The organism is Nonomuraea fastidiosa, assembly GCF_042751225.1.
In the GTDB taxonomy this organism is placed as follows: Bacteria; Actinomycetota; Actinomycetes; order Streptosporangiales; family Streptosporangiaceae; genus Nonomuraea; species Nonomuraea fastidiosa.
In genome coordinates this window covers 3,199,855-3,225,887 of the sequence record NZ_CP170570.1, presented here as the reverse complement: position 1 = coordinate 3,225,887, position 26,033 = coordinate 3,199,855, and the positions used below count along the sequence as shown (strand labels likewise).

The 26,033-nt window shown below is 68.5% G+C and carries 18 protein-coding genes and 1 tRNA gene; 5 read left to right on the top strand and 14 right to left on the bottom strand.

Annotated elements, in window-relative coordinates; translation table 11 throughout:
• Positions 1-39: 39 nt before the first annotated feature.
• Positions 40-534, bottom strand: a complete 495-nt coding sequence (locus ACFMQL_RS14705) for a SigE family RNA polymerase sigma factor (protein ID WP_364061771.1) — start codon at positions 532-534, stop codon at positions 40-42.
• Positions 535-751: 217 nt separating this feature from the next.
• Between ACFMQL_RS14705 and ACFMQL_RS14700 the strand changes: the two genes are divergently transcribed.
• Both ACFMQL_RS14700 and ACFMQL_RS14695 read left to right on the top strand, forming a co-directional pair.
• Positions 752-1,699, top strand: a complete 948-nt coding sequence (locus tag ACFMQL_RS14700) for a hypothetical protein (RefSeq protein WP_364061768.1) — start codon at positions 752-754, stop codon at positions 1,697-1,699.
• A gap of 139 nt (positions 1,700-1,838) precedes the next feature.
• Positions 1,839-2,495 carry a MauE/DoxX family redox-associated membrane protein gene (locus tag ACFMQL_RS14695; protein ID WP_378785906.1) on the top strand — a complete coding sequence of 219 codons (657 nt, stop codon included), beginning with the start codon at positions 1,839-1,841 and terminating at the stop codon, positions 2,493-2,495.
• 102 nt (positions 2,496-2,597) lie between these two features.
• On the opposite strand, the gene ACFMQL_RS14690 is transcribed toward ACFMQL_RS14695, so the two are convergent.
• The gene (locus ACFMQL_RS14690; RefSeq protein ID WP_364061762.1) at positions 2,598-3,779 is read right to left on the bottom strand and encodes an ATP-binding protein; all 1,182 of its coding nucleotides are present in this window, start codon (positions 3,777-3,779) and stop codon (positions 2,598-2,600) included.
• Between the two features lie 310 nt (positions 3,780-4,089).
• Here ACFMQL_RS14690 and ACFMQL_RS14685 point away from each other — a divergent pair, with 310 nt between their 5' ends.
• Complete coding sequence (locus ACFMQL_RS14685; RefSeq protein WP_364061759.1) at positions 4,090-4,551, top strand: MaoC family dehydratase; 462 nt, start codon at positions 4,090-4,092, stop codon at positions 4,549-4,551.
• 121 nt (positions 4,552-4,672) lie between these two features.
• Here ACFMQL_RS14685 and ACFMQL_RS14680 read toward each other — a convergent pair whose 3' ends face one another.
• From ACFMQL_RS14680 to ACFMQL_RS14655, 6 genes are all read right to left on the bottom strand, one after another.
• Positions 4,673-4,864, bottom strand: coding sequence for a hypothetical protein (locus ACFMQL_RS14680; protein ID WP_378785905.1), 192 nt, complete (start codon positions 4,862-4,864; stop codon positions 4,673-4,675).
• A complete protein-coding gene (locus tag ACFMQL_RS14675) occupies positions 4,861-6,441 on the bottom strand; it encodes a radical SAM protein (RefSeq protein ID WP_378785904.1) in 1,581 nt (526 codons plus the stop codon). Before ACFMQL_RS14675 ends, ACFMQL_RS14680 begins: the two co-directional genes overlap by 4 nt.
• Entirely contained in the window at positions 6,438-7,169 is a 732-nt protein-coding gene (locus ACFMQL_RS14670) for a prolipoprotein diacylglyceryl transferase family protein (protein WP_364061750.1), read from the bottom strand. The genes ACFMQL_RS14675 and ACFMQL_RS14670 overlap by 4 nt, the downstream gene beginning before the upstream one ends.
• Before the next feature lies 1 nt (position 7,170).
• Positions 7,171-8,472: a hypothetical protein gene (locus ACFMQL_RS14665; RefSeq protein WP_364061747.1), complete on the bottom strand. Its 1,302-nt coding sequence runs from the start codon at positions 8,470-8,472 to the stop codon at positions 7,171-7,173.
• Positions 8,473-8,683: 211 nt separating this feature from the next.
• Positions 8,684-9,328, bottom strand: coding sequence for a response regulator transcription factor (locus ACFMQL_RS14660; RefSeq protein ID WP_364061744.1), 645 nt, complete (start codon positions 9,326-9,328; stop codon positions 8,684-8,686).
• Between the two features lie 30 nt (positions 9,329-9,358).
• Positions 9,359-10,828, bottom strand: a complete 1,470-nt coding sequence (locus ACFMQL_RS14655; RefSeq protein ID WP_364061741.1) for a histidine kinase — start codon at positions 10,826-10,828, stop codon at positions 9,359-9,361.
• A 228-nt stretch (positions 10,829-11,056) separates the two neighbouring features.
• Between ACFMQL_RS14655 and ACFMQL_RS14650 the strand changes: the two genes are divergently transcribed.
• A tRNA-Arg gene (locus ACFMQL_RS14650) sits at positions 11,057-11,129 on the top strand.
• A gap of 225 nt (positions 11,130-11,354) precedes the next feature.
• On the opposite strand, the gene ACFMQL_RS14645 is transcribed toward ACFMQL_RS14650, so the two are convergent.
• Both ACFMQL_RS14645 and ACFMQL_RS14640 read right to left on the bottom strand, forming a co-directional pair.
• On the bottom strand, positions 11,355-12,596 hold the full coding sequence (locus ACFMQL_RS14645; protein WP_378785903.1) for an IS256 family transposase: 1,242 nt from the start codon (positions 12,594-12,596) through the stop codon (positions 11,355-11,357).
• Positions 12,597-12,658: 62 nt separating this feature from the next.
• The gene (locus tag ACFMQL_RS14640; RefSeq protein WP_378785902.1) at positions 12,659-13,780 is read right to left on the bottom strand and encodes a tyrosine-type recombinase/integrase; all 1,122 of its coding nucleotides are present in this window, start codon (positions 13,778-13,780) and stop codon (positions 12,659-12,661) included.
• A gap of 198 nt (positions 13,781-13,978) precedes the next feature.
• Between ACFMQL_RS14640 and ACFMQL_RS14635 the strand changes: the two genes are divergently transcribed.
• On the top strand, positions 13,979-15,460 hold the full coding sequence (locus tag ACFMQL_RS14635; protein WP_378785901.1) for an ISL3 family transposase: 1,482 nt from the start codon (positions 13,979-13,981) through the stop codon (positions 15,458-15,460).
• A 183-nt stretch (positions 15,461-15,643) separates the two neighbouring features.
• Here the strand turns inward: ACFMQL_RS14635 and ACFMQL_RS14630 are convergent, their stop codons facing one another.
• From ACFMQL_RS14630 to ACFMQL_RS14615, 4 genes are read right to left on the bottom strand one after another with little or no spacing between them, the layout of a single operon-like run.
• Entirely contained in the window at positions 15,644-17,749 is a 2,106-nt protein-coding gene (locus ACFMQL_RS14630; RefSeq protein WP_378785900.1) for a DEAD/DEAH box helicase, read from the bottom strand.
• A gap of 5 nt (positions 17,750-17,754) precedes the next feature.
• A complete protein-coding gene (gene brxD / locus ACFMQL_RS14625) occupies positions 17,755-19,071 on the bottom strand; it encodes a BREX system ATP-binding protein BrxD (protein WP_378790160.1) in 1,317 nt (438 codons plus the stop codon).
• Positions 19,072-19,075: 4 nt separating this feature from the next.
• A complete protein-coding gene (gene pglZ / locus ACFMQL_RS14620; RefSeq protein ID WP_378785899.1) occupies positions 19,076-21,937 on the bottom strand; it encodes a BREX-2 system phosphatase PglZ in 2,862 nt (953 codons plus the stop codon).
• Complete coding sequence (locus ACFMQL_RS14615) at positions 21,937-25,785, bottom strand: hypothetical protein (RefSeq protein WP_378785898.1); 3,849 nt, start codon at positions 25,783-25,785, stop codon at positions 21,937-21,939. Before ACFMQL_RS14615 ends, pglZ begins: the two co-directional genes overlap by 1 nt.
• Between the last annotated feature and the right edge of the window lie 248 nt (positions 25,786-26,033).

Genomic DNA, 26,033 nt, shown 5'->3' with positions numbered 1-26,033 from the left:
CGAGCCCGCCGCACCCGCCCCCAGGCGAAGCGAACCCGCCTAGCCCGTCAGCGCGTTCCTCAGCTTGGCCATCGCGCGCGACACCGTGCTCTTGACCGTCCCCACGCTGATCCCGAGCGTCTTGGCGATCTCCGGCTCGGTCATGTCCTCGTAGTAGCGCAGCACGATCGCGGCGCGCATGCGTTCGGGCAGCTCGCGCAGCGCCTGTTCGAGCGCCTCGTGCAGCTCACCGCCCTGCTCGTGGTGCTGGTGGTGGACGACGACCTCGGGCAGCTCGGCGGAGGGGTACTCCTCCAGCCTGCGCCGCCGCCACTGCGAGATGTTGATGTTGACCATGGCCCGCCGCACGTAGCCGTCCAGCGCGCCCCTGTCCTCGATGCGGTCCCATGCGAAGTACGTCTTGGTGAGCGCGTTCTGCAGCAGGTCCTCCGCGTCGAGCGGGTGCCCGGTGAGCTGGTGCGCCTGGCGCAGCAGAGCGGGACCGCGCGCCCTCACGTACTCGCGGAACTCGTCTTCCCAGCCGGTGGTCTGCATCGTGGCCAGAATCGCAGCCTGATGCCCTTTTGTGCCCGAACCGCAATTCAGGTTTCGGCCCACCGCAGACAAAGGTAGGTCAAGGTTGGTGGCGGTTTGTACGACGCCGTAGGTGAAGGCACTTCCCCTGGGATGCGTATTTTGCTCTCATCCAGCCTCCACGGCGTGACCAGCCTTGGAATCGTGTGACCCTAGTACCCGAGGCGAGGGAGGGCGGATGGGCTATCCGAGCGTTGAGCGCCGCAGGGTGCTCGCCGCGGCGGCGCTCGGCCGTGAGGGAGGCGTTCCCGGCCCCGAGGCGGGCACCGGCGAGCCGCTTCGGGCCGTGGTCGGCGAGGTGCTCGACGTCAGCCCGCACCTGATCACCATCGAGACCCCCGGCGGCGGCGAAGAGCGCCTGGTGATCGCGCCCTGGGCCACCGCCTGGCACGGCGCGGAGGTGGCGCCCGCCGACGTGCCCGTGGGCTCCATGGTGCTCATGCGGGCGATGCGCGACGGGCGCGTGGTCGAGCGCATCTGGGTCGACACCACCCGCATCACGGGAACCATCCTGTCCATCGAAGGCCGCAGAGACCTCACCGTCGAGCTCGACTGCGGCCCGCACCGCGGACACCGTACGGTCGTCATCCCCTACCGCGCCTCCGGCCGGCTCCAGGTGCGCCATCCCAGGTTCGAGCCCGGCTACCTGTTCGACGCGATCGGCATCCGGCAGGACGGCGCGGGCCTCGCGCTGCTGCCCGCCACCTCGCAGCCGCCTTACCCGGCGCGGGCGGTGCCGCCTCCGCCCCCGGCGTACGCGGGCGCGCAGTCGCGCATCGCGGGCACGGCCACCTGGTCCGACACGTTCGACGAGGAGGAGCGCGGCGCCGCCTACCCCATGCTGGAGCGCTCCGACACGGGCTGCCCGCAGGCGGGGGTGTCGTGCGCGGGCCTGCCGTACCTGTCGCTCGGCTCCCTGCTGCGGGTGCGTAACGTGTGCACCAACCGTTCGGCCAACGTGCCAGTGGTGGCGTGCGGGTGCGTGGCGGGGCGGTTCTGCGACCGGTGTGTCGAGTGCGACACCTCGCCGCGCGGGCGGATCGCGGAGCTTTCACCCACCTCGTACGTCGAGCTCGGCGGCGACCTGGTCAAAGGGTGCTTCAATGCGCAGATCGGATTGGGGTGACGTTGGTGCTTGAATCACAGCTTCCGCTCCTGATCGTCATGCTCCTGCTGGGCACGGTGGCGAAGGTGGGCACCGTGACCTCGGGCCGCGAGCCCGGGTCGCTGTCGAGGCTGGGCCGGCGGTGCTGGTGCCGGGGCGCATGCAGGTCCCGGCGTTGCTGCTGTGCGCGGTGGGCGAGCTGGTGCTGGCCGCAGGGCTGCTGGTGACCACGCATCCGCTGTTCCGGTGGGGCACGGTGGCGTTCTTCGCGCTGTCCACGTACGTGCTCCTTGAGCTGCGCAGGAGGCGGCCGGACGCGGGCTGCGGCTGCTTCGGCGAGGTCAGCTCGGCGCCGGTGGGGCTGCGCTCGATCGGCCGCACGGTGGTGCTGACCGGCATGGCGTTGATGTCGGTATGGTCGCCGGTGACGGGCTGGGTGGCGGCCTTCCAGCTGTCCTGGTACGCCGCCGCCGGTGTGGCCCTGCTCGTGCTGCTGTCGCCCGAGATCGAGGAGCTGATCGACCGCGTACGCTTCCGCGCCCCCTGCGAGCAGCGCCGCGGCCCCGCCGAGTCGGTCACGCTGTCGCGGCTCAGGTCGAGCGGCGTCTGGCGGGCCAACAAGGAGACGCTGACGTCGGCCGAGCCGTACGACTCGTGGCGGGAGCTGTGCTGGCGGTTCTTCGCCTTCCGCAACCACGACGGCGACGACGTGGTCTTCGCGGTCTATCTCAGCGGGCGGCGGCCTGCGGTGCGGATGGCCGTGGTCAGCGCGGAGGGCAGCGAGCCTCTTACGGAATATACGACGGTATCGGCCTGACGCTAGAAAGCGTTAGATTCCGCTCGACAGGCATGGCGATATGACTCTATTGGGCTGTCTAGCTTCCCCACTAGACAGCCCAATAGAGGTCTAGGGGCGCGCTCAGATGGGCTGGGCGCGCAGGAACTTGCCGAAGTGCGGCACCGTGAACGCGATCTGGCCGCGCTCGGCGCTGTAGATGAGCCCTTTCTTGATGAGGCTGTCACGGGCGGGCGAGAGGCTGGACGGCTTGCGCCCCAGCGCCTCTGCCACCTCCGCGGTCGCGACCGGCTCGTCGCCGATCTGCGCCATGGCGTGCATGTAGTCGCGCTCGGCCGGGGTGGCCCGCTCGTAGCGGCTGCCGAAGAAGCCGACCGCCAGCTCCTCCTCGGCCTCGGGGGCGGAGACCTTGACGTCTTCGAGGGTGATCGGGCTGCGCGGCGCGAGGTCCCAGGCGACCTTGCCGTACGCCTGCACGAAGTAGGGGTAGCCGTCGGCGGCCTCGTAGAGGGCGTCGAGCGCCTCGGGGGTGAACTCCACTCCCTCCTCGCGGGCCGGCAGGATCAGCGCGAGATCGGCCGCCTCGCGGTCGAGCTTGTCGATGCGCGCGTACCGGAAGAGCCGCTCGGAGTAGCTCTTGCTCGCCGACAGCACGCTCGGCAGGTGCGGCAGCCCGGCGCCAACCACGATCAGCGGCCCGCCCGACTGCGACAGCTCGTGGCAGGCGGCGCAGAGCGCGGAGACGTCGGCGGGCTGGACGTCTTGCATCTCGTCGATGAACAGCGCGATGCCCACCCCCAGGTCGGTGGCCACGCTCGCCGCGTCGACGAAGAGCTCGGTGAGGTCGATCTCAAGGTCACCGGAGTCGGCGCGCCCGCGGCTGGCGGGCACCTCGATGCCGGGCGACCAGTGCGAGGTGCCCTTGGCCGCGGACGGGTCGCGCATCGCGAACGCCTTGAGCACGCCGAGGAACTCCTCGATGCGCTCGGGCGCGCGGTGACGCGGCGCCAGCTCGCGGATGGCCATGTGGAGGGCGGCGGCCACCGGCCGCCTGATCGACTGGTCGGGCCGGGCCTCGATCTTGCCCGTGCCCCACAGCCGCTGCATGGCCATGGACTTGAACGTGTTGAGCAGGACGGTCTTGCCGACTCCCCGCAGGCCGGTCACGACCATGCTGCGCTCGGGACGGCCACGGGCCACCCGCTCCAGCACGACCTCGAACTGCTGCAGCTCGCGATCGCGCCCGGCGAGCTCCGGCGGTCGCTGCCCGGCGCCGGGAGCGTAGGGGTTTCGCACAGGGTCCACGCTCTCGGACTTTATTGCCGGATATAGCGGCCGTCTTAGATTTGGGAAGAAAGTGCTACGGCGTGTCCGAGCAGGGGCGGGCGCGCACACCGTCATCGGACACATCCCCTCTCACCAGGCCGAACCTCTGTTCGATTGCGATACCCAAGACTGTAGCGCGGACTCGAACACAGATGCGATGGTTTCGAGTAAAGATCTTGGGAACACCCGGAGCCCCGGGTTATCCGGCCCCGTTTCCGGCGCGTCGCGCCCTCCCGGCGGCGTACGGGGAGTTGGCAGCCGTACCGCCCGCGCAATAGCGTTCGTGGCCATGCGGACCTTCGCGAACGTACAGGAACTCAAGGCGGCCGTCGGCGAGACGTTCGGCCCGACCGAGTGGCGCACCATCACCCAGGAGCAGGTCAACACCTTCGCCGACGCCACCGACGACCACCAGTGGATCCACGTCGACGTGGAGCGGGCCAAGGAGGGGCCGTTCGGCGGCACCATCGCCCACGGCTACCTGACGCTGTCGCTGCTGCCCTCGTTCATGTTCTCCATGGTCAAGGTGGAGGGCATCCAGATGGGCGTCAACTTCGGCCTCAACAAGGTACGTTTCCCCCGCCACGTGCCGGTCGGCGCACGCGTGCGCGCGGTCGGCGAGCTGACCGACGTCAAGGGCACCCCGGCCGGCTACCTGGCCAGCTTGAAGATGACGATCGAGATCGAGGGCGAGAAGCGTCCCGCCTGCGTCGCCGAGACCCTCAGCCTGTACGTCCCCGCGGAGTCATAGGAATCCCACGACGATGGCCGCCAGCGCGGCCAGGCCGATGAGCCCGAGGTAGGCCAGCACGAGCCGGGTGTCCCGGAGGAAGCACTTGCTCCTGGACAGCCCCGCTCGCCTGGCCCGCCAATCAGCCGGCGAACCCCAGCGCCGCGAAGCCCAGCACCGCCCAGGGGCCGAGCAGCCAGGCCAGGAGGGCGACGGTCGCGTACACGCACAGGCGCAGCGGATCGTACGGCTGCGCCCCCGACCCCTGCGCACCCCCCGATCCCTGCGCACCCGCCGACCCTTGCACCCCCGCCGGGCCCTGCGCCCCGTTCACCGCGGCGTCCCCTGTGGCTCGGTCACGGGCGCCACCACCGGCAGGCGCCGGCCCTCGGGCATCCGCGCCACCGCCGACAGCCGCTGACGCGAAAGCTGCGGCCAGGCCTGCACCGCGCAGAACGGCGCGCACTGGTCCTGCTCGCCGCGCGTCCCCACATGCACGCAGCACTGCGTGAGCCGTTCCTCGATCATCGTCGACAGGTCCATGAACGGCTTGATCGTGATCCGCACCACCCGCTCGCCCAGCATCCTGCGCAGCTTCTTGCGCCGTCCCGGCAGCGCCGACGAGGCCAGCGTGAGCAGGGTGGAGATGCCGAGGTCGCAGTTCTCGCAGATGGTCCGCCACAGGTCGCCGATCTGCGGATGCGACAGCGACGACTGCTCCGACAGCAGCCCGAGCAGCGACTCCTGTACGGCCAGGCGCAGCTCGCGCGGGATCTCGGTGTCGGCGATGCGGTTGGAGACCAGGCCGAGGTTCGCCTTGAGCCGGTCGTGTCCGATCAGCGCGGTCAGCGAGCGCCACTCACCCGCGTCGTCGCGCAGCATGTAGCCGACCGAGCAGCAGTGCGGGTGGGAGCAGGGCAGCGCGGTGAGGTCGCGCCAGGTCACCAGCCCGCCGGTCTGCGGGCCAAGGCGCTTGAGCACGCCGGTGTGGGTGAGCCGGTCGTTGGGGTCGATGGCGCCCGACCTGCCGGAGCCGAACTGGGGTTGCAGCGAGACGCCCCCGACGTACGGGGTGTCCAGCGCCATGCGTACGACGTCGCCGATCTCCCCGTCGTTCACGCCGAGCGCGGCGGTCATGACGAGCGTGGTGAAGATCTCGCGCTCCGACAGCCGGCGTACGGCGTCCGCCTTGATCCTGGTCAGGTCGCCGCCGCGGTGGTGCCGGGACGCCTCGGCCGACGTGCCGTCGTACTGGAGATAGACCTCCACCCGCTCCCTGTGCTCGGTGAGCAGGTCGAGCAGCGCGTCGTCCCTGGCGATGAGCACGCCGTTGGTGTTGACGAGGATGCGGGTGATCGGGCGGGCGGTCAGCTCGGCGAGCAGCGTCTTGAGCTCGGGGTGCAGCGTGGGCTCGCCGCCGCTGAGCATGAGGACGTCGAGCTTGCCGTTCTCGCGCGCGAGACGCTGGTCGACGTTGGCCAGCACGTCCGCGACGGGGACGACGCCGGTCAGGTCGGGCGAGCTGTCGGCGAAGCAGGTGGGGCAGCGCAGGTTGCACGTCTCGGCGATGTCCTCCAGGAGGATGCAGGTGTGCTGCGTCTGCATCTCCGGCAGGCCCTGGAGGTAGGCGGAGGGGATGGGCAGGAAGTTCCCCGGCGTGTCGGGGATGTGCTGCTTGGTGGGGGCGGTCCATTCCTCCAGGTACGCGAGGATCTCCGGGTCCTCGTCGTACAGGGTGCGGATGAAGCCGTGCTCGCGGCAGCCGCGTTCGAGCCAGACCTTGCCGTCCCGCTCGGCCAGGTACCCGCTCAGCCGCTCGACCTCCGCCAGGTCGCGGCCGTGACAGCTCGGGCAGAACGCGTTCACGTACCGCAGGATGCGATCGCCACGAAGCCCCATACCAGCACTCATGTCATGACCTCCCGCCTGAAAAGGGCATCGTAGTAACCGCGCCGCCAGCCGTACGCGAGCCGCACCCCGAGCAGCACCATGCCCGGGATGAGGAACCACTGGGGCCTGGTGAGATCGAGCCACACGGTCTCGTTCGCCCTGGTGAACTCCACGAAGAAGCGGAAGACCGCGTAACCCGCCAGGTAGAGCGTGAACAGCTCCCCCGGCTGCGTGATCCTGTGACGCGCCCAGCGCAACGCCACGAACGCGGCGAGCTGGAAGATGATCTCGTAGATGAACGACGGGTGCATCGCCTCGCCGGTCAGGCATCCCGGGCATTCCGGCGTCGTCGGCGGCGCGTGCACGCCCCACGGAAGGTCCGTCGGCCGGCCCGGCGCCTCCGTCAGATGGCAACCGATGCGGCCCACCGCCATCCCGAGCGCCACCGCCGGGGCGAACAGGTCACCCGTGCGCTGCTTGTAGCCGATGATCCGCTTGGCCACCAGCACGCCGGCGTACGCGCCGGTCAGACCGCCCAGGATGCTGCGCGAGCCGTACAGCCACAGGTCCTTCACATTCAGGGTCTCCATCCAGCCCGCGAGCCGCATCCCGATCGCGCCGCCCACCAGCGCCCCGGCCACCGCCACAAGGGACTGCTCGTTGAGGGCGCCCCTGCTGCGCGCCTCGCGTACGAACACGATCCCGGCCACCAGCACCCCGAGGCCGACGAAGATCTCGTGGTACGGCATGTCAGGTGTACAGGTCCGGATTGAGGCCCGTGCAGAAGCCCGCCGACATGATCGACCACAGCGCCCACCCGACCATCAGCCCCAGGCCCAGGCCCCGCGCCCACGGCCTGCGCACGAAGCACAGCCCGATGCCCGCCACCAGGCCGACGGCGGCCAGGATCACGGTGCCGGCGATCACGTACGGGTTGGAGTTGCCCTCGGCGTTCAGGGCGGCGAAGAAGACGAAGAAGCCGATGACCGCGTTGAGGACGCTGTAGATGGCCAGGCCGGCGAAGAAGAAGGCCACCACGACGCCCGCCTTGTTGCTCGCCGTGGGCGGGGGTGGCGGGGGGCCGAAGGTGGGCGGCGGGAACTGCCCGCCCGGCGGCGGGCCTCCGTACGGGCCCTGGCCTTGCGGGTTGTACGGCTGGCCTGAGGGCGTGGGGCCGCCGTACTGCGGCTGGCCTTCGTGCGGTGACTGGCCGGGCGGCGTGGCTCCGTACGGCTGCCGGCCGCCGTAGGGCGGCTGCCCCTGGCCGGTCTGCGCATGACCGCTTTCAGGCCCGTACGGCGGCTGCCCGGGGCCGGTTGCCCCAGGCTGCGCATAACCGCCTCCAGGCCCGTACGGCGGCTGCCCGGCGAACCCGCCCTCGTACTGCGGACCGCTGCGGCCCTGCGGCGGCTCGGGGCGCAGCGGGTAGGCGTTGTCGGGCGGCACGAACGTCGGCCGCCCAGCCCCCGCGGGCACGTCCGACGACGGCCCGGCGCCCGAGAACGCCTCCGACGACTGCCCAGGCTCTTCGTGACCCGCCTCCCCTTCACCCGACGCCTCGGGCTGCCGGTCCCCGTCGCCCGGCGTCTCACCGCCCTGCGCCCCCTGGCGCGACTCCCCAGCCTCGGCTGCACTCGCGCGCGGCTTACCCACACCCCACGTGTCTTCGTCCGGCAGCGGCATCGGCCTCGGGACACCGGACGGAGGCGGGATGGCGGCGGGCGTACCGGTGGGCGGCGGCATCATGATCGGCCTGCCGCTTGGAGCCGGCGGCACCGGCTGCCCACCGGGCGGCTCGGCACTGGGAGGCGGCTTGATCACCGACCCGTCCGGCGGAGGCAGGAACTGCGGCTGCTCAGCAGGCACCCCGTCCTCACCCGGCTGACCGCCCGACACGCCCTCACCCGGCTGACCGCCCGACATGCCCTCTTGGCCCGGCTGTCCGGGCGGCTGCATGTCGCGCGGCGGCATGTCACGCTGCGCCGGCTCGGCATCCCCCTGCCCCGGCTGCTCGGGCTCCTCGTCAGGCCCCGACGGCGGTGTCGTGGTCATCGGCTCGGTCCACCCCCCTAGTCGTCACGATCAGACCAATCGCCATGATCGGACCCGGCATCCGCAAGCGACGTCCGGTCAACGCCTTCACCGCCCGCTCACGACGGCGGCGAGCCCGTACCGCATGAAGCCGGGCGCCGACGACGACCAGGACAGCAACGACAAAACGCTCACCCCGCACACCCTACGGCCCAACAGTCCACTTGCCCCGTTACGCACCCTCCGAGTAATAGATCGCCGCCTGAACGCGGCTCTTCAGCCCCAGCTTGTTGAGCACCCGGCTCACATGCGTCTTCGTGGTGGCCTCCGCCATGTCGAGCTCCCGGGCGATCTCGGCGTTGGACAGCCCCCGGCCGATGCAGGCGAGCACCTCGCGTTCGCGCGGGGTCAGCGCGGCCAGGTCCGCACCGCCCTCGGGCTTGCGCGCCGGTGCCGGCGCCTGCTCGGCGAAGGCGGCGATCAGCTTCCGCGTCACCCCGGGCGAGATGAGCCCGTCACCACGCGCCACCACGCGTACGGCCTCCACCAGGGAATCGGCGTCCGTGTTCTTCAGCAGGAACCCGGCCGCGCCCGCCCGCAACGCCCCGAACACGTACTCGTCCACATCGAACGTGGTGAGGATCAGCACGTCACAGACCCCGGCGAGCTCGCGGGTGGCGGAGATGCCGTCGAGACGCGGCATCCGTATGTCCATCAACACGACGTCGGGCCGCAGCTCCTTGGCCATGGCCACGGCCTCCACCCCGTCGGCGGCCTCGCCCACGACCTCGATGTCCTCGGCTCCCTCCAGGATCAGCACGATGCCGACCCTGACCGCCGCGTGATCGTCAGCGACCAGCACCCGTACAGCCACCATCCACCTCCACCGCAAGTCGAAGGAACCCCATCACCGAATCCCGCCACCGGAAGCCGCCCCGACCTCGGCGTCCGGATCAGCAGGCAGCACGGCCATCACCCGCCACCACTGCCCGCCGGCGCTGTTCGCAGCAGCCGCCGCCGCATCGCCCGCCGCCGCACCGCCCGCGGCCGAACCCTCCGCTGAGCCGGCCGCACCCGTCACCGACCCTGCTGAGCCCGCCGTCCGGCCCTCCAGATGGCCTGTCACCGGCCCCGCCCCCGGGCCGACCGCAGGATTCGCCGCCGAGCCCACAGCGGACTCGGAAACCGCCCCCTCAGCCGCCCCTTCCGACGGACCCGCCGACGGACCCGTGGCAGACCCGGCCGCCGCCGGCCCCGTAACAGGACCGGCCTCGAAGGACCCGCCCACCAGCGAGGCCCGTTCCCGCATCCCGACCAGCCCGGCTCCGACACCGAGCAGGCCCTCTACCCCTCTCGCCCGGCCTTCGCCACCGATCCGGTTCTCCACGCGCAAGGCGACCTGCCCGCCCCCGTTGCCGCCCTCGTACGAGATCAGCACCCGCACCGGCGACTCCCCATGCTTCATGGCGTTGGTGAGTGCCTCCTGGAGGATGCGGTAGCCGGCCAGGTCAACGGCGGCGGGCAGCTCCCGCGGCTCCCCCTCGACCCGCGCGTCCACCGACATCCCCGCCTGACGCGCCCGGTCGATGAGGGTCTGCGCGTCGGCCAGCCGGGGACGCGTGGCCTCGCCCTCCCCGTCGTCGCCCTCCTGCCGCAGCAGCCCGATCATGGCCCGCATCTCGGCCATGCCCTTGACGCTGTTCTCGCGTACGGACTCCATGATCGATCGCACCGTCTTGGCGTCGAGATCCTTGCGGGACAGCGCGGCCGTGGACTGGATGGCGATGGCGCTGAAGTGGTTGGCGATCAGGTCGTGGAGCTCGCGGGCCATCCGCGTACGCTCCGACGTGACGGCCGCCTGCCGGTCCAGCTCGGCGAGGCGGGCGACCTGCTCGGCCCGCGCCCGTTCCGCCGCCGCCCGGTCACGGTGCTCGCGCAGCACCAGCGCCGTCGTGACCGGCGTGATGAGCACGAGCCCCGCCTGGATGCCCATGACGGCCAGCGTCCGCCAGTCAGAGTCGAGGATCCCGGCCAGCGCCCCCGCCACGACCGCCAGCACGGAACAGATGCCCAGCAGCACGCGGGCGAAGCGGGCGGGACCGTAGAGCGCGGCGGCGTACAGGTTGTCGGTGAACACCAGCACCGTCCCCAGGGACGGCCCCACGAACCCGTCGATCGTCACCCCCACCACGCCCAGCGCCAGCGAGGCGAGCGGCGCCCGCTGCCGCACCAGCACCCCCGCACAGGTGAACGCCAGCGGCACCACCAGCACCCACGAGGGCACGCCACGGGGCAGGTAGGCATTGCCCACGATCAGCAACACGCCGGTCGCGAAGGCCACCACAGCCCCCAACACCACTCGCCACATGCCTTCCATCCCACCACCTCCCACCGCCCCTGACCTCCTGCGAAGGTCCGCCTGTGAATACACCCTTCGATGTATCCACAGCCCGAAGCCCGGGGGCACGCGCGCCGTACGGGGGTGGGAGAGACGCCGAACGTCCGCCGGATCCCCGGGACGGCGCTCAGACGGCTAAAAGCACTGTGCGACTCTGGTAGAGTCTTCTTGTCGCTGAGGCCGGGCAGGTCAAAGCGGCAGCGCCAAGCGGCCGTAGCTCAATGGATAGAGCATCTGACTACGGATCAGAAGGTTAGGGGTTCGAGTCCTCTCGGCCGCGCACATACGAAAGGCCCGCTACCAGGGGTTCCTGGGGAGCGGGCCTTAGTGTTTGTCAGCACAATGTCGTGATCTTGCTAACACCTCTGCTGACAAGCTCCTTCTTCCTCCTCGCCGACCGATTCGGCGAAGATGTCGGCCGCTGAGGCTTCGGCGGCGCGGATCACGGGTCACGTCCACGGACGTGGTGTAAGAACCGATCTTCACGTGATCCTGTTTCTGCAGGTTAAGCGGTAAGTGTCTGTGGGAGTGGGTTCTGGGTGGGTGTGTCGCCGGCAACGACGCGGATGCGGGCTTTGGCGAGGATGTCCAGGCCCATGTAGCGGCGGGCTTCGACCCATTCGTCGGTCTGCTCGGCCAGTACGGCGCCGATGAGGCGGATGATCGCCGTGCGGTCGGGGAAGATGCCGACCACGTCGGTGCGGCGGCGGATCTCCTTGTTCAGCCGTTCCTGCGGGTTGTTCGACCAGATCTGCGGCCAGATCTCGCGGGGGAAGGCGGCGAAGGCCAGCAGATCGTCCCGGGCGGCGTCCAGGTGCTCGGCGGCGTGCGGATGCTTGGCTTCCAGCGTTTGCACGACCCAGGCGTGCTGGGCGCGCACCGAGGCGGCATCCGGCTGGTCGAAGATGGTGCGCACCAGCGTGGCCACGAACGGCTGCGCGGATTTGTTCACGCAGGTGAGCAGGTTGCGCAGGTAGTGGGTGCGGCAGCGCTGCCAGGACGCCCCGGCCAACGTGGCGCCGATTGCGGCCACCAGCCCGGCGTGGCAGTCGGAGATGACCAGCTGCACTCCGGACAGGCCGCGGGCGACCAGGCCGCGCAGGAAGGCCGGCCAGCCCGCGCCGTCTTCAGCCGAAGTGACGTCCAGGCCGAGGATCTCGCGCCGTCCGTCGGCGTTCACCCCGGTGGCGACCAGCACGTGGACGTTGACGATCCGCCCGCCCTCGCGCACCTTCTGCGTCAAAGCGTCCAGCCAGACGAACGTGTACGGCCCGGCATCCAGTGCGCGGGTGCGGAAGGCGTCGACCTGCTCATCGAGCGTCTTGGCCATCTGCGAGACCTGGCTTTTGGAGATGTGCGTGATGCCGAGCTGCTCGATCAGCTTGTCGACACGGCGGGTGGAGACGCCCAGCAGGTAGCTGGTGGCCACGACGCTGATCAGCGCCTGCTCGGCCCGCCGCCTGCGTTCCAGCAGCCAGTCCGGAAAGTACGAGCCCGACCGCAGTTTCGGGATGGCCAGCTCGATCGTGCCGGCCCGGGTGTCCCACTCACGCGCCCGGTAGCCGTTGCGCCGGTTGGTCCGCTCGGTACTGCGCCGGCCGTCGCCGGCTCCGCACAGGGTGTCGGCCTCGGCCGACATCAACGCCTCGGCCATGGTCTTCACCATGGATCGCAACATGTCGGGGTCGCCGGACTGGATCTGCTGCGCCAGCCACTGCTCGGGCGTCACACTGTTGTCCGCGGCCATCACGTGTCCTCCTTCGATCTTGGACTAGCTACTCGAAGGATCACGCGATGGCCGTCACCATTTCACGGCACCACGCCAGCTGACCAGGTCAAACTCGTACACCACTCCCGTGGACGCAACCGGATCACGTGGGCGTACACCCGAAGAGTGACTGAGGGGTCGGCGTGACCGAGGCGGGCCGCGACGACATGGACGGGGACGCCGGCCAGGAGCAGGGTCGTGGCGTGGATGTGGCGCAGGTCATGAAGGCGAGCGTGAGGTAGCGGCGTACGTGGGTTCGCCTTGTTGTACCGCTTGATCAGGATCGGGAAGAGCGAGCTGAGCGTGTCGGGATGAACGGGCTCGCCCCATCCCGTGGTGAACACGTAGTCGTCGCCGCCTCGCCACTCCGGGCCGAGCTGGAGCTTTTCCCTGGCTTGCTGTGCACGCTGCGCGCGGAAGACCTGGACTGTCAGCGCGTCCAGGCTCACCACGCGCTTACGACCGCTCTTGGTGGTGCCCTCGACCCGCTCACCGCTGATGAACGAGGCCGAACCGCGGATGGTCATCTGCTTGCCCTCCAGGTCCACATCCGACCAGCGCAGGTGCAGCAGCTCACCGCGCCGGGCACCGGTATAAGCGGCGACGTGAAAGAAGGGCCAGAGCCGGTGATCGCGAGCAGCGCGTAGGAAGGTCCTGAGCTGCTGCGTGGTCCACACCGTGCCAGGTTCGCTGATCTCCCGTCGAGGGCGCTTGGCCTTATCGACCGGGCTGGACGACAAGATCTCGTCGACGTGCACAGCGTCGCGGAACGCCTTCCGAAGCACCGCGTGGACGTAGTCGACCGTCCGGGCGGAGAGCGGCCGCCCGTTCTTACCACCGCCGACCCTCAGATCCCGGTACAGCTTTGTGATCGTGGAAGCCCGAACAGCCTGCAACCGCAGAGCGCCGATGTTGGGCTTGATGTAGCGCTCGATGATGTGCCGGTAGTCGGCGAGGGTTTTGGGCTTGATCTCGACGGCGTGAGCCTCGATCCACTCATCGAGGTATTCGCCGACGGTGATGGTGTTGCGGTCCACGTACTCACCACGCCGGGCTTTCACACTGGCTTCATCGCGGGCCTCCTTGGCGTCGTCCTCGGTGGCGAAGCCGCCTACCCACTTCGGCTTGCTCTCGCCTGTCTCGGGGTCGCGGACTCTGATCACGTATGACCAGGTGGGGGGCTGTCCAGTAGACGGCTCTGCCAAGATTTCTGTGGTAACTGAAAGTGTGTTATTGGCTACAGAGCTGGCGTCTGGGTGTCACCGTCGGTCGTGTGTGACGCTGACGTGGTGGCTGTTGTCTTCCCTCATCTGGACTCGGTGCTGGTCGAGCGTGTCGAGCGTGAAGGTGATGCGTTACGTGTGATCGCTCGTTCCCGTGGGGAGCCGATGCCGTGCCCGTCGTGCGGGGCGGCGACGGGTAAGGTGCACGGCTACTACCGGCGGCGCCTGGCCGACAGTCCGGCCGGTGGGGCACCGGTGGTGCTCGAGCTGGTCCTGCGGCGCCTCGTGTGCATCAACCTGGATTGCGCGCGCCAGACCTTCAATGAGCAGGTGCCCGGGCTGGCCGAGCGATACGCCCGCCGCACCCCGCCACTGGCCACGCTGGTCGCCGCGGCAGCGGTCGCCCTGGCCGGGCGCGCCGGATCAGCCTTGCTGGCCACGGCCGGAGTCCTGCTCAGCCGCACCACGGTGCTGACCGCGCTGATGGCATTGCCCGACCCCACCGTCCGTGCCCCGGAGGCGATCGGGGTGGACGACTTCGCGCTCAAGCGCAACGACCGCTACGCCACCGTCATCATCGACGCGGACACCCATGAGCGTCTCGACGTGCTGGACGGCCGGCTCGCGGTGACGCTGGAAGCCTGGCTGAAGGCCCACCCGGAGGTGAAGCTGATCTGCCGGGACCGCTCGACAGCGTACGCGGCCGGCGCTCGAGACGGTGCCCCGCAGGCGGTGCAAATCGCCGACAGATGGCACGTGTGGAAGAACCTGATCGAGGCAGTGGAGAAGGCCTCCATCGCGCATCGTGCCTGCTACAGCGACCCCGATCACGGCGCCGCCCGCAGCGAGGGCCCCTCCGCGCAGCGCACCCGATCCCGGCACGCGGCGGTGCACGCCCTGCTCGCCCAGGGCGCCTCGCACGGACAGATCATGCGCAAGCTGCACCTGTCTCGCAACACCGTCAAGAAGTACGCCGCCGCCAAGCACGCCGAGCAACTGATCCACGGGCCGAAATACTCCACCACCCTGGTCGACCCGTTCCGCGACTACCTGCGCAAACGCCGCACCATCGAGCCCAGCGTGACCACCTGGACCCTGCTCGGCGAGATCAAGGCGATGGGGTACCAGGGCGGTTCCACCCTGCTCTACCGCTACCTGGGGCAGGGCCGTGCCGACGGCGAGCACCCGCCACCTTCGCCCCGCCGTCTCACGCGCTGGATCACCACCAACCCGGACAACCTCAGCGCCTCCCAGCAGACCCGCCTGGAACACGCCCTCAAACGCTGCCCCGACCTGCAGGCCGTCGCCGGCCACGTACGCTCCTTCGCCGCCCTGCTCACCGCCGACCACGACGGCAACCTCGACGAGCACACCGCACGCCTGGACGCCTGGATCGACAAGGTACGCGCCGATCAGCAGGTCCCCGCCCTGCGCTCCTTCGCCGAAGGCCTGCTCATCGACCACGACGCCGTAGCCGCCGCACTCGCCCTGCCTTACAGCAACGGGCCCACCGAGGGCGTCGTCAACAAGATCAAGCTCCTCAAGCGGCAGACGTACGGCAAGGCCGGGTTATCGCTGCTCCGAAAACGGATACTCCTCGCCCAGAAGCACGACGGTTAGTTACCACAGGAATCTTGGCAGAGCCGAAGACCGTACAGACCCCCCGCCAACCCCTCACGACAACATCGGCCTCTTGGCGCGGGGGTATCACTTCCTGAAGTGACAACCTCCTTGGCGCACACGACAATCAGGCCCGGAGTGTGGGTGAACTTGGGTCACGTCCACGGACGTTGGGCGCAATGATCAATGGCTACCGAGGTGCAGATGGCGGACGGGTTCCATCAAAACTGTCTTTGCGCCCTCGAAGTCCGCCAGACGGGCCGCGACGGTGGCCGTCGCCAGCCGTTCGGGGAGTACGGTCGCGAACTTTAGTCCGGTGACTGCCCGACGGTCGACGTCAGGAAGAACGAGGAGTTCTCCATTGCCGGTGCCTTTTCTCGCCGTCTCCCATGCAGTCAGGGTGAGATCGTGGCGGAGTCGTACCGCGAAATCGGTCGGCCGTTGCACCGGGTCGGCGATCGAAGGCAGCGTGGCGGCCAGGGTCGCGTTGGCGCGATAGCCGGCCCAGGTCCACCAGCGCACGTCCGCACCACTCCTGATGACCAGAGTCCCGCCGGGGTTCACGAGGGCCGGGGCCTCTTCGCGCCAGTCTGCAAGGCACGCTTGGGCTCGGCGGGTGAGTGACACAGGAGGATCGGCCCCGAGCAACACATCCCGCATCGCGCGGGTCAGGGCAAATGACAGCCCTGCGATGCCGTTGCTGGTCCATTTAGCCACCCCACCTCGGTGGGCCGGTTCGACGAAGGCTCGTTTGCTGGGCCAGTCGATGAAAGTCACCCGCCAGTTCTGGCCGCCGAGCAGCAGCAGCCGCGGCCCTTGCCGTTCTTCAGTGAGTACCGAGACGTCGGTTCGGCCGATCTCCCGGCGTCCAGCGAGTACGGTGAACTGAGGAGGCGCGGTGAACGACGCGGTCAGCTCGATGAAATGCCGTCGTCCGAACCTCCGCTCGGCTTCAGGCCCGACGAAGAGCATCCCACCGTCCCGGTCAAGGAAACCGGCATCCACCATGTGGCGCAGGATGGGCGCAGCCGACTGATCGAAGGGCGCCAGCCCGTTCCATTCCTCCTCCCACAGCCGGTCCCCGATCCGGTGCTGCTGCAGAGCGACGGCGAGAAGCTGCTGCGCGACGAGGTGACGCGGTTCGGGCGGCGGGCTCACGGGTTCCACCCAGCCGCGCCCCCATAGGAGCAGCAAGCCAGCGGCTTGGAGGAAGGCGTTCTTGCTGGTCGCTAGGAACAGACAGTTGCGCACAGTGCCAGCGCGCCGCCCAGTGCGGCCGATGCGCTGCAAGAAGGAGGCGACGCTGGCGGGCGCGTCGATCTGGATGACCCGGTCCAGGTCGCCGACGTCGATCCCGAGTTCAAGGGTCGAGGTGGAGACGATCACGCAGTCGCGGGCATCGGCGAAGGCCTGCTCCGAACGCGCGCGTTCCTCGGCCGACAGGGAGGCGTGAGACAGGAACACCGTGACCTCTCGGTCACGGAGTGCCGCCCCGAGCTGCTCCACCTGCCGCCGCGAGTCGCAGAACACCAGTCGTTTCTCGCCCCTATGCAGTGTCGCAATCAACTTGGCTGCGTTCTCCAAGGAGCCGACATAGTCGAGTTCGACCTCCCCTGCGGGATTGCCCGATGCCGTCACCTTGGGCGCCACAACCCGGCCGGTACGTTTGCCGGCGCCTGCTCCCTGCAGCCAAGTCAGGAGCTGTTCCGGATTGCCCACCGTGGCCGACAGACCAATCCGCTGAATTCGGTGGCCCGCCACCCGTTCCAGGCGTTCCAATACAGCCAGGAGATGCCAACCCCGGTCGTCCCCGGCGAAAGCGTGGACCTCATCCACGACCACGGCCCGGACGCGGCCGAGCAACTGCGCGTGGTCGGTCTTCACCCCGATCAGCATCGCTTCGAGCGACTCCGGAGTTGTCAGCAGGATGTCTGGCGGGTCCGTCCTAATGCGCTGTCGATGGGCCTGCCTGACGTCTCCATGCCAGACGGCGGCCCGACGTCCCAGCCACTCGGCGTAGGAGCCGATCCGCATGACCAGATTGTTGAGCAGCGCTTTCAGGGGACACAGGTAGAGCATTGACACACCGGTCCACCCGTCCCGCTCCATCGCCGACAGCAGAGGGAAGCACGCGGCCTCCGTCTTGCCTCCGGCTGTCGGGGCGAGCAGGACGGTGTCCTCGCCGTCCATCAGTGGCGTGATCGCGGCACGCTGCAAGGGGCGCAGGTCCGACCAGCCGAGGGTGTTGACAATATGGTGCAGGACGACCGGGTGGAGCCGATCCGACATGTCTGTCATTCGACGTCCAGGTCGATGTTGTCCGCGGTGGCCACGAAGTTGCGTTCCGTTTCCGTCAGCTCGGCTTTGGAAAGCGTGAGTCGGTAGTGCTTGCGCGGGTCGAAGTCGTCGAACTGGTCGATGCGGTCGAGCACATCCCCCACGAGCTTTTTCAGGAACAGGCGAGGCGCCACCCCGACCTTGCCTCCGAGCGCTCCGCTGACCGCGGACGCCAGGTCGGCGATGTAGGCGTCGTCGGCTACGGCCTTGATCCGATCCGAGCTGCCCGCGGCGTACAGATCCCGGATGGTGATGCCGAGGTCGACCAGAGACTCCAGGGTGAATCCGGGCAATCTGAGCTGGACCGCGCGCGGGTTGTCGAAGCGTGGATCAGTGGTGAAGTCGGTCGCCAGCCGCTGGGCGAGCGGAGCAAGCCGCTGGACGCCCTGCTGACCGTCGTAAAACGCCGGAGTGCCCGTGATCAGCAGGTACAGGCCCGGGAACCGGCCGGAGTGCACCTCGTCGATGAGCTGCCGGAGCGCGTTGAGCGCCTTGTCGCGCGCGTCGGACCGTACCCGTTGCAGAGTCTCCACTTCGTCGAGCACGACGAGCAGCCCAGGGTGCCCACTGTCTCTCAGCACGGTGAGCAGGCCCTGCAGGAAACCGAGCGCCCCAAAATGGTCAAGGTCACCCCGCACTCCGGCCGTACGGCGGGCCGCTGCGGCGACATGCGGTTGCCCGCCCAGCCAGGCCAGGATCGCGGCCGCGGTCGCTTCGTCATTCGCCGCCTTCGCCATTCGGTAGCCGCGCAGAGCCGTCGCGAAGGACGGCGTCTGCCTCGACACCTCGACCAGCCTGGCCTCGAGCAGCTTCTCTACCTCTTCGGACAGAGCATCCTCACTGGTACCCGCCGCCAGTGCGTCCTCTTCGAGTGCGTAGAACCAGGCGTCCACCAGCGATCGCAGGGCGCTGGGCGGGAAGCTGACGGTGGAAATCCGCTCAGTCAGCCGGCGATAAACGGTCTCCAGCCGGTGCAAGGGCGTCTCGGTTTCCGAGATCTGGATCTCCGTGACGGCGAAGTTGCGCCGTTTCGCCCGCTCTCCCAGCCACCGCGCGAAGAACGTCTTGCCCGAGCCGTACTCGCCCCGGACGGCTTTGAACACCGAGGCTCCGGAAGCGGCGGCGTCGAGCTCGGCATCGAGAGCCGGTTCGAATCGCGCCAGCCCGGTAGCGAGTAGGTCCAGGCCGCTCTCGGGTACGGCACCGCGCCGGAGCGCGTCGATCACCGCGCGCCGCCGCGCCGCGCTCACCTGTACCAACCGACTCCTACCCATCCCCTCAGTATCGTGCCAGCTCAAATTGCTCACGCAGCAATCCGATGTTCAGCCGCAGGGTCCGCCCGTCCGGCAGCGTCTCCAGCACCTGCACGCCCTCATAGTTCAGTAGCTGACGCAACACGGCTGCGAAGCCGTCGGCGCGTGCGGGCGGGTAGCCGACCCGCTGGGCGAGCGCGGTGGACGGCAACGTGCCAGAGTCGAGCAGGACGCGAATCGCCGATTCCACCTTGTCCATGGGCGGCTTACGGGCCAACAGATTGACCTGTTCGTTGAAGATCTCTGATGCGAGCAGGGCTTCGACCAGGATGTCGTCGGCCGACCGGGGCTGGGGGGTGAGCAACGCATCCTGCTCGCCCAATTCCAACACCACATCGAACAACGCGTCATGGCTCGGCGGCGCGGCCTTCGTCCGCTTGGCCTGCTTCTTCGGCTCGGGAGCCGCCGGTGGGGTCACCTTCGGTGCAATCGCCGCCGGTGGCTGCAACGACCACCAGCTTGGGTGCTGGTCGCCAAGTTCGCGCCACCCCTTAGGAGGTTCGGCGCCGAACGGCAGGAAGGCGAGAACCGGAATGGTGACCTCGGCCAGCGATGCACCGCCGTGGTAGCCGGCCTTCTGCGAGGTGTAGTGGGAGTCGGCGTCCCATAGAGCCACGATCTCGCCATCGGTTTCCGGCCACACCACCCGCGGCCCGGACAGCAAAACCTCCACATCCAGCAGATCGCCACCCGGCACCCGATGCCGGGCTGAGGCGATGCCTTCGCCCGCAGCCCTGGCACCGTAACGATCCACGACATGCCCGTGATCGCTTGTCATGATCACCGCCATGCCTTGGTCGGCCGCGGCACGGAGCAGTTCACGCAGCATCCCGATCTGGTCGAGCCGCCAAGCGCCGTCGCCCAGCTTCTGCTCCTTGGCCAGCCGGTCGTCGATGGTGTTCAGCACCACGGCGACATGGGTGTGCGGGTCCGCGAGCGCTTCGGCTAGCTCGGGTCCGAAGGGGTCGCCTGCGGTGCCGCCACGCAGGTCGTTTTTGTGGAAGACGGCAGCCGGTGCCCCGCCCCAAAACCGATGGGTGGGGAACAGGCGCTCCTCGTCCGCCTGCGTCCCTCTCATGAGCTTGCCTGCGAACAGGGACGTGCGTGACACGGCCGTCAGTGTGGGGAGTGCCGCCGCCATGGCTCGGCGTCGCGGCTTGTCCTGTGCACCGGCGAGGGGGTCGTACTCGGCCCAATGCCGGCGCATTTGCTCGCCCAGTTCGCAGGCAATGGCCGCGCTCATGCCGTCCAGCACCAAAAGGAGAACCCGGCGCCCGGTTTTCGCGGCCACCAACGGCCGAACGACCCGGTGCAGGAAGGTCTCGACGGTCAGCATGGTGCCGGGGTCGGTGCCGGCCGAGGTCCAGGCCGCCAAGGCCATCGCGAATGAGCGGTCGATCGCGCGCCGGCGCTTGCGCACGCTCACGCTCAACGTGTCGTAGGCGGCCTTCACTGAAGGATCGGGGTCCCCTCCGGATTCGACGTGCTCCAGCGCCTGATCCACCCATCCGGTTTCGGCGACGTGTCGCTGCACCCCGGCGGCAACGGTCTCGGTCTCCACAACGGGGCCCGTGGCCAGCCATTGCGTCAGTCGCTGTGCCATTCGGATGCGATCGATCCGTACGCGCGCGTCCGCATCCGCTGCCAGCAGGTGATCCTGCAGTTCCTGCACCGATCTCGCGAGCGCTCCCGCATCCCCCTCTGCTAGTGCCTGGCCTGCCTTTGCGAAGCGCGCCTTGAGCCCCGACCCCAGGATGGGGCTGGCCGCCGCCTGTGCGTCCGTCCCGAGTCGGCGGCTCAGTGCCTCGGCCTGGTCCAGCACCATGGTGGAGATCCGCCGCGCGCGGCGTGCCTGTTCCTCGTCCGGGTCGGTGCGGCTGATGCCGAGCAGCACCGTGACGAATTCTTCGCACGCGCGCCCGAACGCCGTCACGAGCGCGTCCAATGCCTCGCCCTCGGCGGGTGGATGCTCGCCGAACCATCTTTCGGCCCGCCCGCGCACCCGGTAGGTGTGTGCGTCGGCTTCCGCATGCTGCCAGAGGGCAGCGCAGACCAACCCGAACGGTACGGCGTCGGCACCATGCTCCTCGACCACCAGGGCTAGCAGCGCTCTTCCCGGTGCCCCCGCCTGATCGTCCTCACCGAGGAAGGCGGCCAGCCCGTCCCGTTCCGGCCCGCGCAGGGCAAGCAGTCTTTCAGGGCCTCCGGGGCTGAGCGACCACGACAACAGAGCGTAGATGTCCAAGTTGTCGCCGAACAGCTGATCACCGTCTGTGCCGTAACGCCCGAACCGGAGCCGGCGTGCCGCGAGTTCGGAGAGCGCGACCCGGCGGGCGAGCAGGCCTCCGGCCACCTGGGGCCAGCCCCCGGGTGGCGCGGCATCCAGGAGCGCTTCCGCCGCCCAGTTCGCCTCTCGCAGCCGGGGGTCGATGCCCTCCGCGCCGAACGCCTGCTGCACGACGTTCCATCGATCCACGGCCTCGACCCGCTGCTTGTGCACGCGGGCAAGGATCGCCGGATCGAGCTCGGCCTGTTCGCGATCGGTCAGCACCACGAGCAACTCAGGAGCCTGCTCGCCTGCGCCCAAGTGGTCCAAAACCAGCTCGTGTACGGCAAGCGGCGAGACCGCGGTTGCCACTCGGGCCCGCTGCCCCAGCCCCCAGATCACCTCGGCAGGTCCCTCCCATTGCGGGGCGGAGCGCAGCACCACGACTCGCCGCCCGCGCTCCAGCGCAGCGGGCAGGGAGGTCTGTGAGGTCAAGTACTGGGCGACGGTCGAGGGGGTCAGCCGTACCGTTCCCGGCGTCGCACTGCCATGGACGCTCATCAGTCCACGACCCGCCAGGTGATCTCGATGGCCGTGCCCGGCGGCAGTGCGGCCAGTTCCTCCCGGAGGTCGGCCACCGCCCTGGCCGCCGTGGTGCGCCTGCCGCCGGATCTGCGCTTGGGAACCTCGACCGGCACCGGCGGGTGGCTGCTGCCCCCGGTCAGGTCAACGTTGTCCGGTCCGGGCACCGGCGGCTGCGGCTTGGGGGGCGGCGAGGACTCGATCTGGTTGCGCTTGATCAACGCGGTGATCTCGCGCCGGGTGCGGTCCAACGCCTCGATCAGGTCGGCCGTGCGCTGATCCGCACGGGCGACGCCGCGCAGGGACTCGAGCAAAGCGTGGCCTTCCGTGCCCTGCCCCGAGGCAAGGTCCAGCGTGTCCCAGGAGGCCCCGGCCAACGCCTGGGCCACCGCGTGAGCCTTCTTGACGGAAGTCCCGTACCGATCCGGGCTCACGGGTCCGAGGTTGACGCGGGCCAGCGTCTCGATCGTCTTCTTGGCCGATGCGGCCCCCGCACCTGTCTGTCCCGTGGCCACTAGGGCCTTCAGCAGGTCGAGCGACTTCCGGGCGATCACCAGACGCCCGGACTCGTCCGCCTCGTCCAAACCGAGGAAGGTGGCATGCTGTTCCAGCTGCTCGACCAGGGTGGCAGCCGCCTCCTGGTAGTTGCGGGCAGCCACCAGGATCTGCCTCGCGAACTGGTGCACCATCCGCCCACGGCGCAGCGTCGGTGCCTTCTCCCCGAAGATTGCGGCAAACCGCTCTCGCGCGGTGGTCCAGTCCTGCTCGCCGGGAAGCGGCTGGCTCCGCAGGGCGTCTCCCGGCTTGATCTGCGTGAGCTCGGGCGAGAGATCGAGCGGTACGCCGCCGCGCACCCACACCCGGTCGTCCATCTCGGCGAAGGAGGCGGCCACCAGATTGACCAGGAACGGCTCCAGCCCCATGGGGACCGGCTTGTCCATCCAGTCCATGAGGTGGATCAGGCTGAGGTCTCCCGTGACTCCCTCGGTTTGCGCCATGCGCCGGAAGTGGTCCGCCCAACGCTGAGACAGCTCAAAGTACGCCTCCTTCTGCAGCCCAAGGCCCAGGGGACCAGCCACCCGCTCCATGAGTTTGCGATCCTTGGAGGGGACTTCGGCCTGGTTGTCATGGGCTTCCGCAGCGGCCCGGACATACGTGAAGACCGTCTTGGCGTCTACCGGCTTGACGGCGACCCGGTTGCCGTCCGGGTCGAAGTCCGGGTGAGCGGGGAACTGCGATGCCAGCGCCTTGCCCGCGATGCCTCTCAGCGCTTCGTACATCGACTGGCCGAGCGAGAGCTTGAGCCCATCGACATCGCGCAGAGACATGAGGTGCTCGTCAAACTCTGTCTCGACGTCTGCCTCCGTCTTCCTGGCCAGGCCATACGCCTGCCTGAAGGCGCCCCTGAGGTTCTTGAGCAGCGCCTCCTGCTGGCTCTCCAGCAAGCCCTTGGCCCTGGCCCGATTGTCGGGGCTGAGATGGGCGGCATACTGCGTGGCGAACCGGTTGTCGTCGGTGAGTGCTTTGTCGATGATCACCAGGCGCTTGAACTCGTCCATCCGTTGGGCCGACAGATGGGAGGGGATCCACGCAATGGTCCTGGTGCGCTCGCGTTGCCGCTCGCCGAGAGATCGCAGCCGATTGACATCCTCTCTGGGCCCGTAGCCGTTCTCGTCAAATGGCAGGTCAACGACGATTCGCCACTGACCGTCCACTTGCGGCTGCAGGTCATGATCGAGCAACTCGTCCTCGTCGGCGATGTTGCCGAAGATGACCTCGGCCGTGCGGTTGGAGCCGCGCCAGACGAAGCGCAATTCGTCGGCTCCCAGCCTGCCGTCGGCGTGGTCGATGCCGAGCTCTTCCATGAGCAATCTCTTAGCGAGCGCGATCCGGTTGGCGGGGTTGTTGTTGACCGCCGCATTCGCGATGACCGTGTCGACGTCGATGCCCGTGAGCTCCAGCCGGACGCGTGCGGTGGGCCCGGTGCCGGACTGCTTGATCTCTGGGAATCGGGCCGCCCACTCCGTCACCTTGTTGGCGATGATGCCGACCTCGCTGCCAGGAATCGGTGCCGTCACCGAGCCGTGATTGAGCGCGCCGAGGCGGCGGATCGTCAGGTCGCTTAGCGCCGACGCGCTGGGCGCCAGTGCCGACAACAGCAGGGTGCAGATGAGCTGGTTGTCGCCGATGAACACCCTGCAACGCTGAGCAAGTTGCGGGTCTGTGATCGTCTCCGGACGGTGCAGAAACTGCTCGACGTCATCCTCGGTGACGCCGGCGGACGACAGCAGGTAAGGCCGCAACTTAGTCTTGTACAGCTTGTCGGCGGCCTCGAAGACCACCTTCAGGCTATCGACGAACGGCTTGTCACCGCCGTCGGCGATCACCGGGTAGAGCTCCCCCACAGGAACCAGCTGACCCAGCCGGAGGTCGTCTCTATGGTTGGCAAGCAGCTGCCCCATGAGCTTAAGGCCCGTGCGGGAGCGCTGTAGGGCCGAAGAGATGTGAACCAGGGTGTCCATGAAGGCAGGCGAGAAGGGATAGGTGAGCCGGAAGGACTCCTCATCCGCCCCTGTTGCCCCCTTGTCCGAGCCCAGCAGCGTGTCCCACACCTGCGGGCCTATCTTCTTGGTCTGCGCGAACGCCGCATCGATCAGGTGCTCCTTGCCCGGGTTCGGCTTGAGCAGACGGGCGTGCGCGATCTGCGGGAGGTTCCGGTCCTCTAGAGTGATCTTGTCGAAGCGTCCGGATGCCAAGTTCAGCGTGTCCTGGATCGACGCCTCCGCCGCGCCTGCGTCCAGCTCTTCGCCTACCAGCTCCCGCAGGTCACGCTGTCGCGCGATGAAGGAGACGATGGGGATGGCCCGCCGCTCGTCGCCGCCCTCGACGAAATTAGTGATCTTGCTCGCTTCGCGGGCGACGAACTTCTGATCATGAATGAGCGTGGCCAGCCAGAGGATCAGCTCGTCCAGGAAGAGAATCAACCCGTCGTAGCCGAGAGACTTGGCATGCTGGGCGATCACGGACAGGCCGGCATCCAGGGAGATAAAACCATGCTCGTCTTCGGCCGCGTTCTGCGTGAAACCGGGCAGTAGGTTCGTGCTCGCGTCATGAACCAGCTTGGCCCGCAGCTCCGCCGGGCTGGTGGGATGTACCAGGTTCAGCGGCTCGCCGCCATCGTGCGACTCCTCTGCGGCCAACGCCTGGTTCAGCAGCTCAGAGGTCCAGGTGAAGGACTCACCCCACTCGTCCTCCTCACCGTCGACGCCACCGCCCAGGCCGTTGATTACGGCGTCGTCGCCCATCCTTGCCCGCATGGCCCTGATGTCGGTGAAAAGGGAGTCCGTCCGGTAAACCTGCGGCGTGGGCGCATCGGGGTGCAACTTCTTGATGTGGTTGACGTAGCCGCCGAGCACCCGCTGCTCCATGGCTTTAGCGCCCAGCATGTGGTACGGGACCAGCAGAAATTTTTTGTCGTCGTTGACCAGCCACTCGTGCTTGGTCAACACCTTGTCAAAAACGCTCATAGAGCGAGCGGTCCGGTGGCCGCTGAGCAGCGCGTACAGCACTGCCATGAAATGGGACTTACCGGCGCCGAAAGAGCCGTGCAGGTAAGCCGCCTTCGAGGTGTGCCCGTCCAGCGCGGATTTGATCAGATCGAGCGCCTCTTCGAAGTTCTCCAGGAGGCGCTCGGTGACCACGTAGTCCCTCAGCGCATGCTCGGCACCCTCCGGCGTCACCGCCTCGGCCAATCGCAGCACGAAGTCCGACGTGGAAATCGACTCCTTGATGTCGATCACATCACGAAGCAACGGCTGCTGGGCCATGGGGGTGCTGACCTCTCCCTCGCTGATGTTTACGAATTCAATGGTCGCCGCTCACCAGGTCCGCATGAGGCACTTCCGCGATGGGCAGTGCCCCTACCTGGTGTTTCACCAGGGTCGTCGGCAAGCTTGCGCTTGACGTGGACCTAGAGTCTCACTAATACTGAGGTCGTCCGAGAGGACGCTAACACTTCTTTGCCGGACGTAGGGGCCGGTGGTTATGTCAGAGCTGAGGACGGGCCCGAAGGGCC

What these genes read in the sequence shown, in the direction of transcription:
- ACFMQL_RS14655 (WP_364061741.1), bottom strand. Translation starts at nt 10,828, where the DNA reads ATGGAAGGCATGTGGCGAGTGGTGTTGGGGGCTGTGGTGGCCTTCGCG.
- ACFMQL_RS14670 (WP_364061750.1), bottom strand. Translation starts at nt 7,169, where the DNA reads ATGCCGTACCACGAGATCTTCGTCGGCCTCGGGGTGCTGGTGGCCGGG.
- ACFMQL_RS14660 (WP_364061744.1), bottom strand. Translation starts at nt 9,328, where the DNA reads ATGGTGGCTGTACGGGTGCTGGTCGCTGACGATCACGCGGCGGTCAGG.
- ACFMQL_RS14700 (WP_364061768.1), top strand. Translation starts at nt 752, where the DNA reads ATGGGCTATCCGAGCGTTGAGCGCCGCAGGGTGCTCGCCGCGGCGGCG.
- ACFMQL_RS14695 (WP_378785906.1), top strand. Translation starts at nt 1,839, where the DNA reads ATGCAGGTCCCGGCGTTGCTGCTGTGCGCGGTGGGCGAGCTGGTGCTG.
- ACFMQL_RS14675 (WP_378785904.1), bottom strand. Translation starts at nt 6,441, where the DNA reads ATGAGTGCTGGTATGGGGCTTCGTGGCGATCGCATCCTGCGGTACGTG.
- ACFMQL_RS14615 (WP_378785898.1), bottom strand. Translation starts at nt 25,785, where the DNA reads ATGGCCCAGCAGCCGTTGCTTCGTGATGTGATCGACATCAAGGAGTCG.
- brxD (WP_378790160.1), bottom strand. Translation starts at nt 19,071, where the DNA reads ATGGGTAGGAGTCGGTTGGTACAGGTGAGCGCGGCGCGGCGGCGCGCG.
- ACFMQL_RS14665 (WP_364061747.1), bottom strand. Translation starts at nt 8,472, where the DNA reads ATGACCACGACACCGCCGTCGGGGCCTGACGAGGAGCCCGAGCAGCCG.
- pglZ (WP_378785899.1), bottom strand. Translation starts at nt 21,937, where the DNA reads ATGAGCGTCCATGGCAGTGCGACGCCGGGAACGGTACGGCTGACCCCC.
- ACFMQL_RS14630 (WP_378785900.1), bottom strand. Translation starts at nt 17,749, where the DNA reads ATGTCGGATCGGCTCCACCCGGTCGTCCTGCACCATATTGTCAACACC.
- ACFMQL_RS14685 (WP_364061759.1), top strand. Translation starts at nt 4,090, where the DNA reads ATGCGGACCTTCGCGAACGTACAGGAACTCAAGGCGGCCGTCGGCGAG.
- ACFMQL_RS14705 (WP_364061771.1), bottom strand. Translation starts at nt 534, where the DNA reads ATGCAGACCACCGGCTGGGAAGACGAGTTCCGCGAGTACGTGAGGGCG.
- ACFMQL_RS14645 (WP_378785903.1), bottom strand. Translation starts at nt 12,596, where the DNA reads ATGGCCGCGGACAACAGTGTGACGCCCGAGCAGTGGCTGGCGCAGCAG.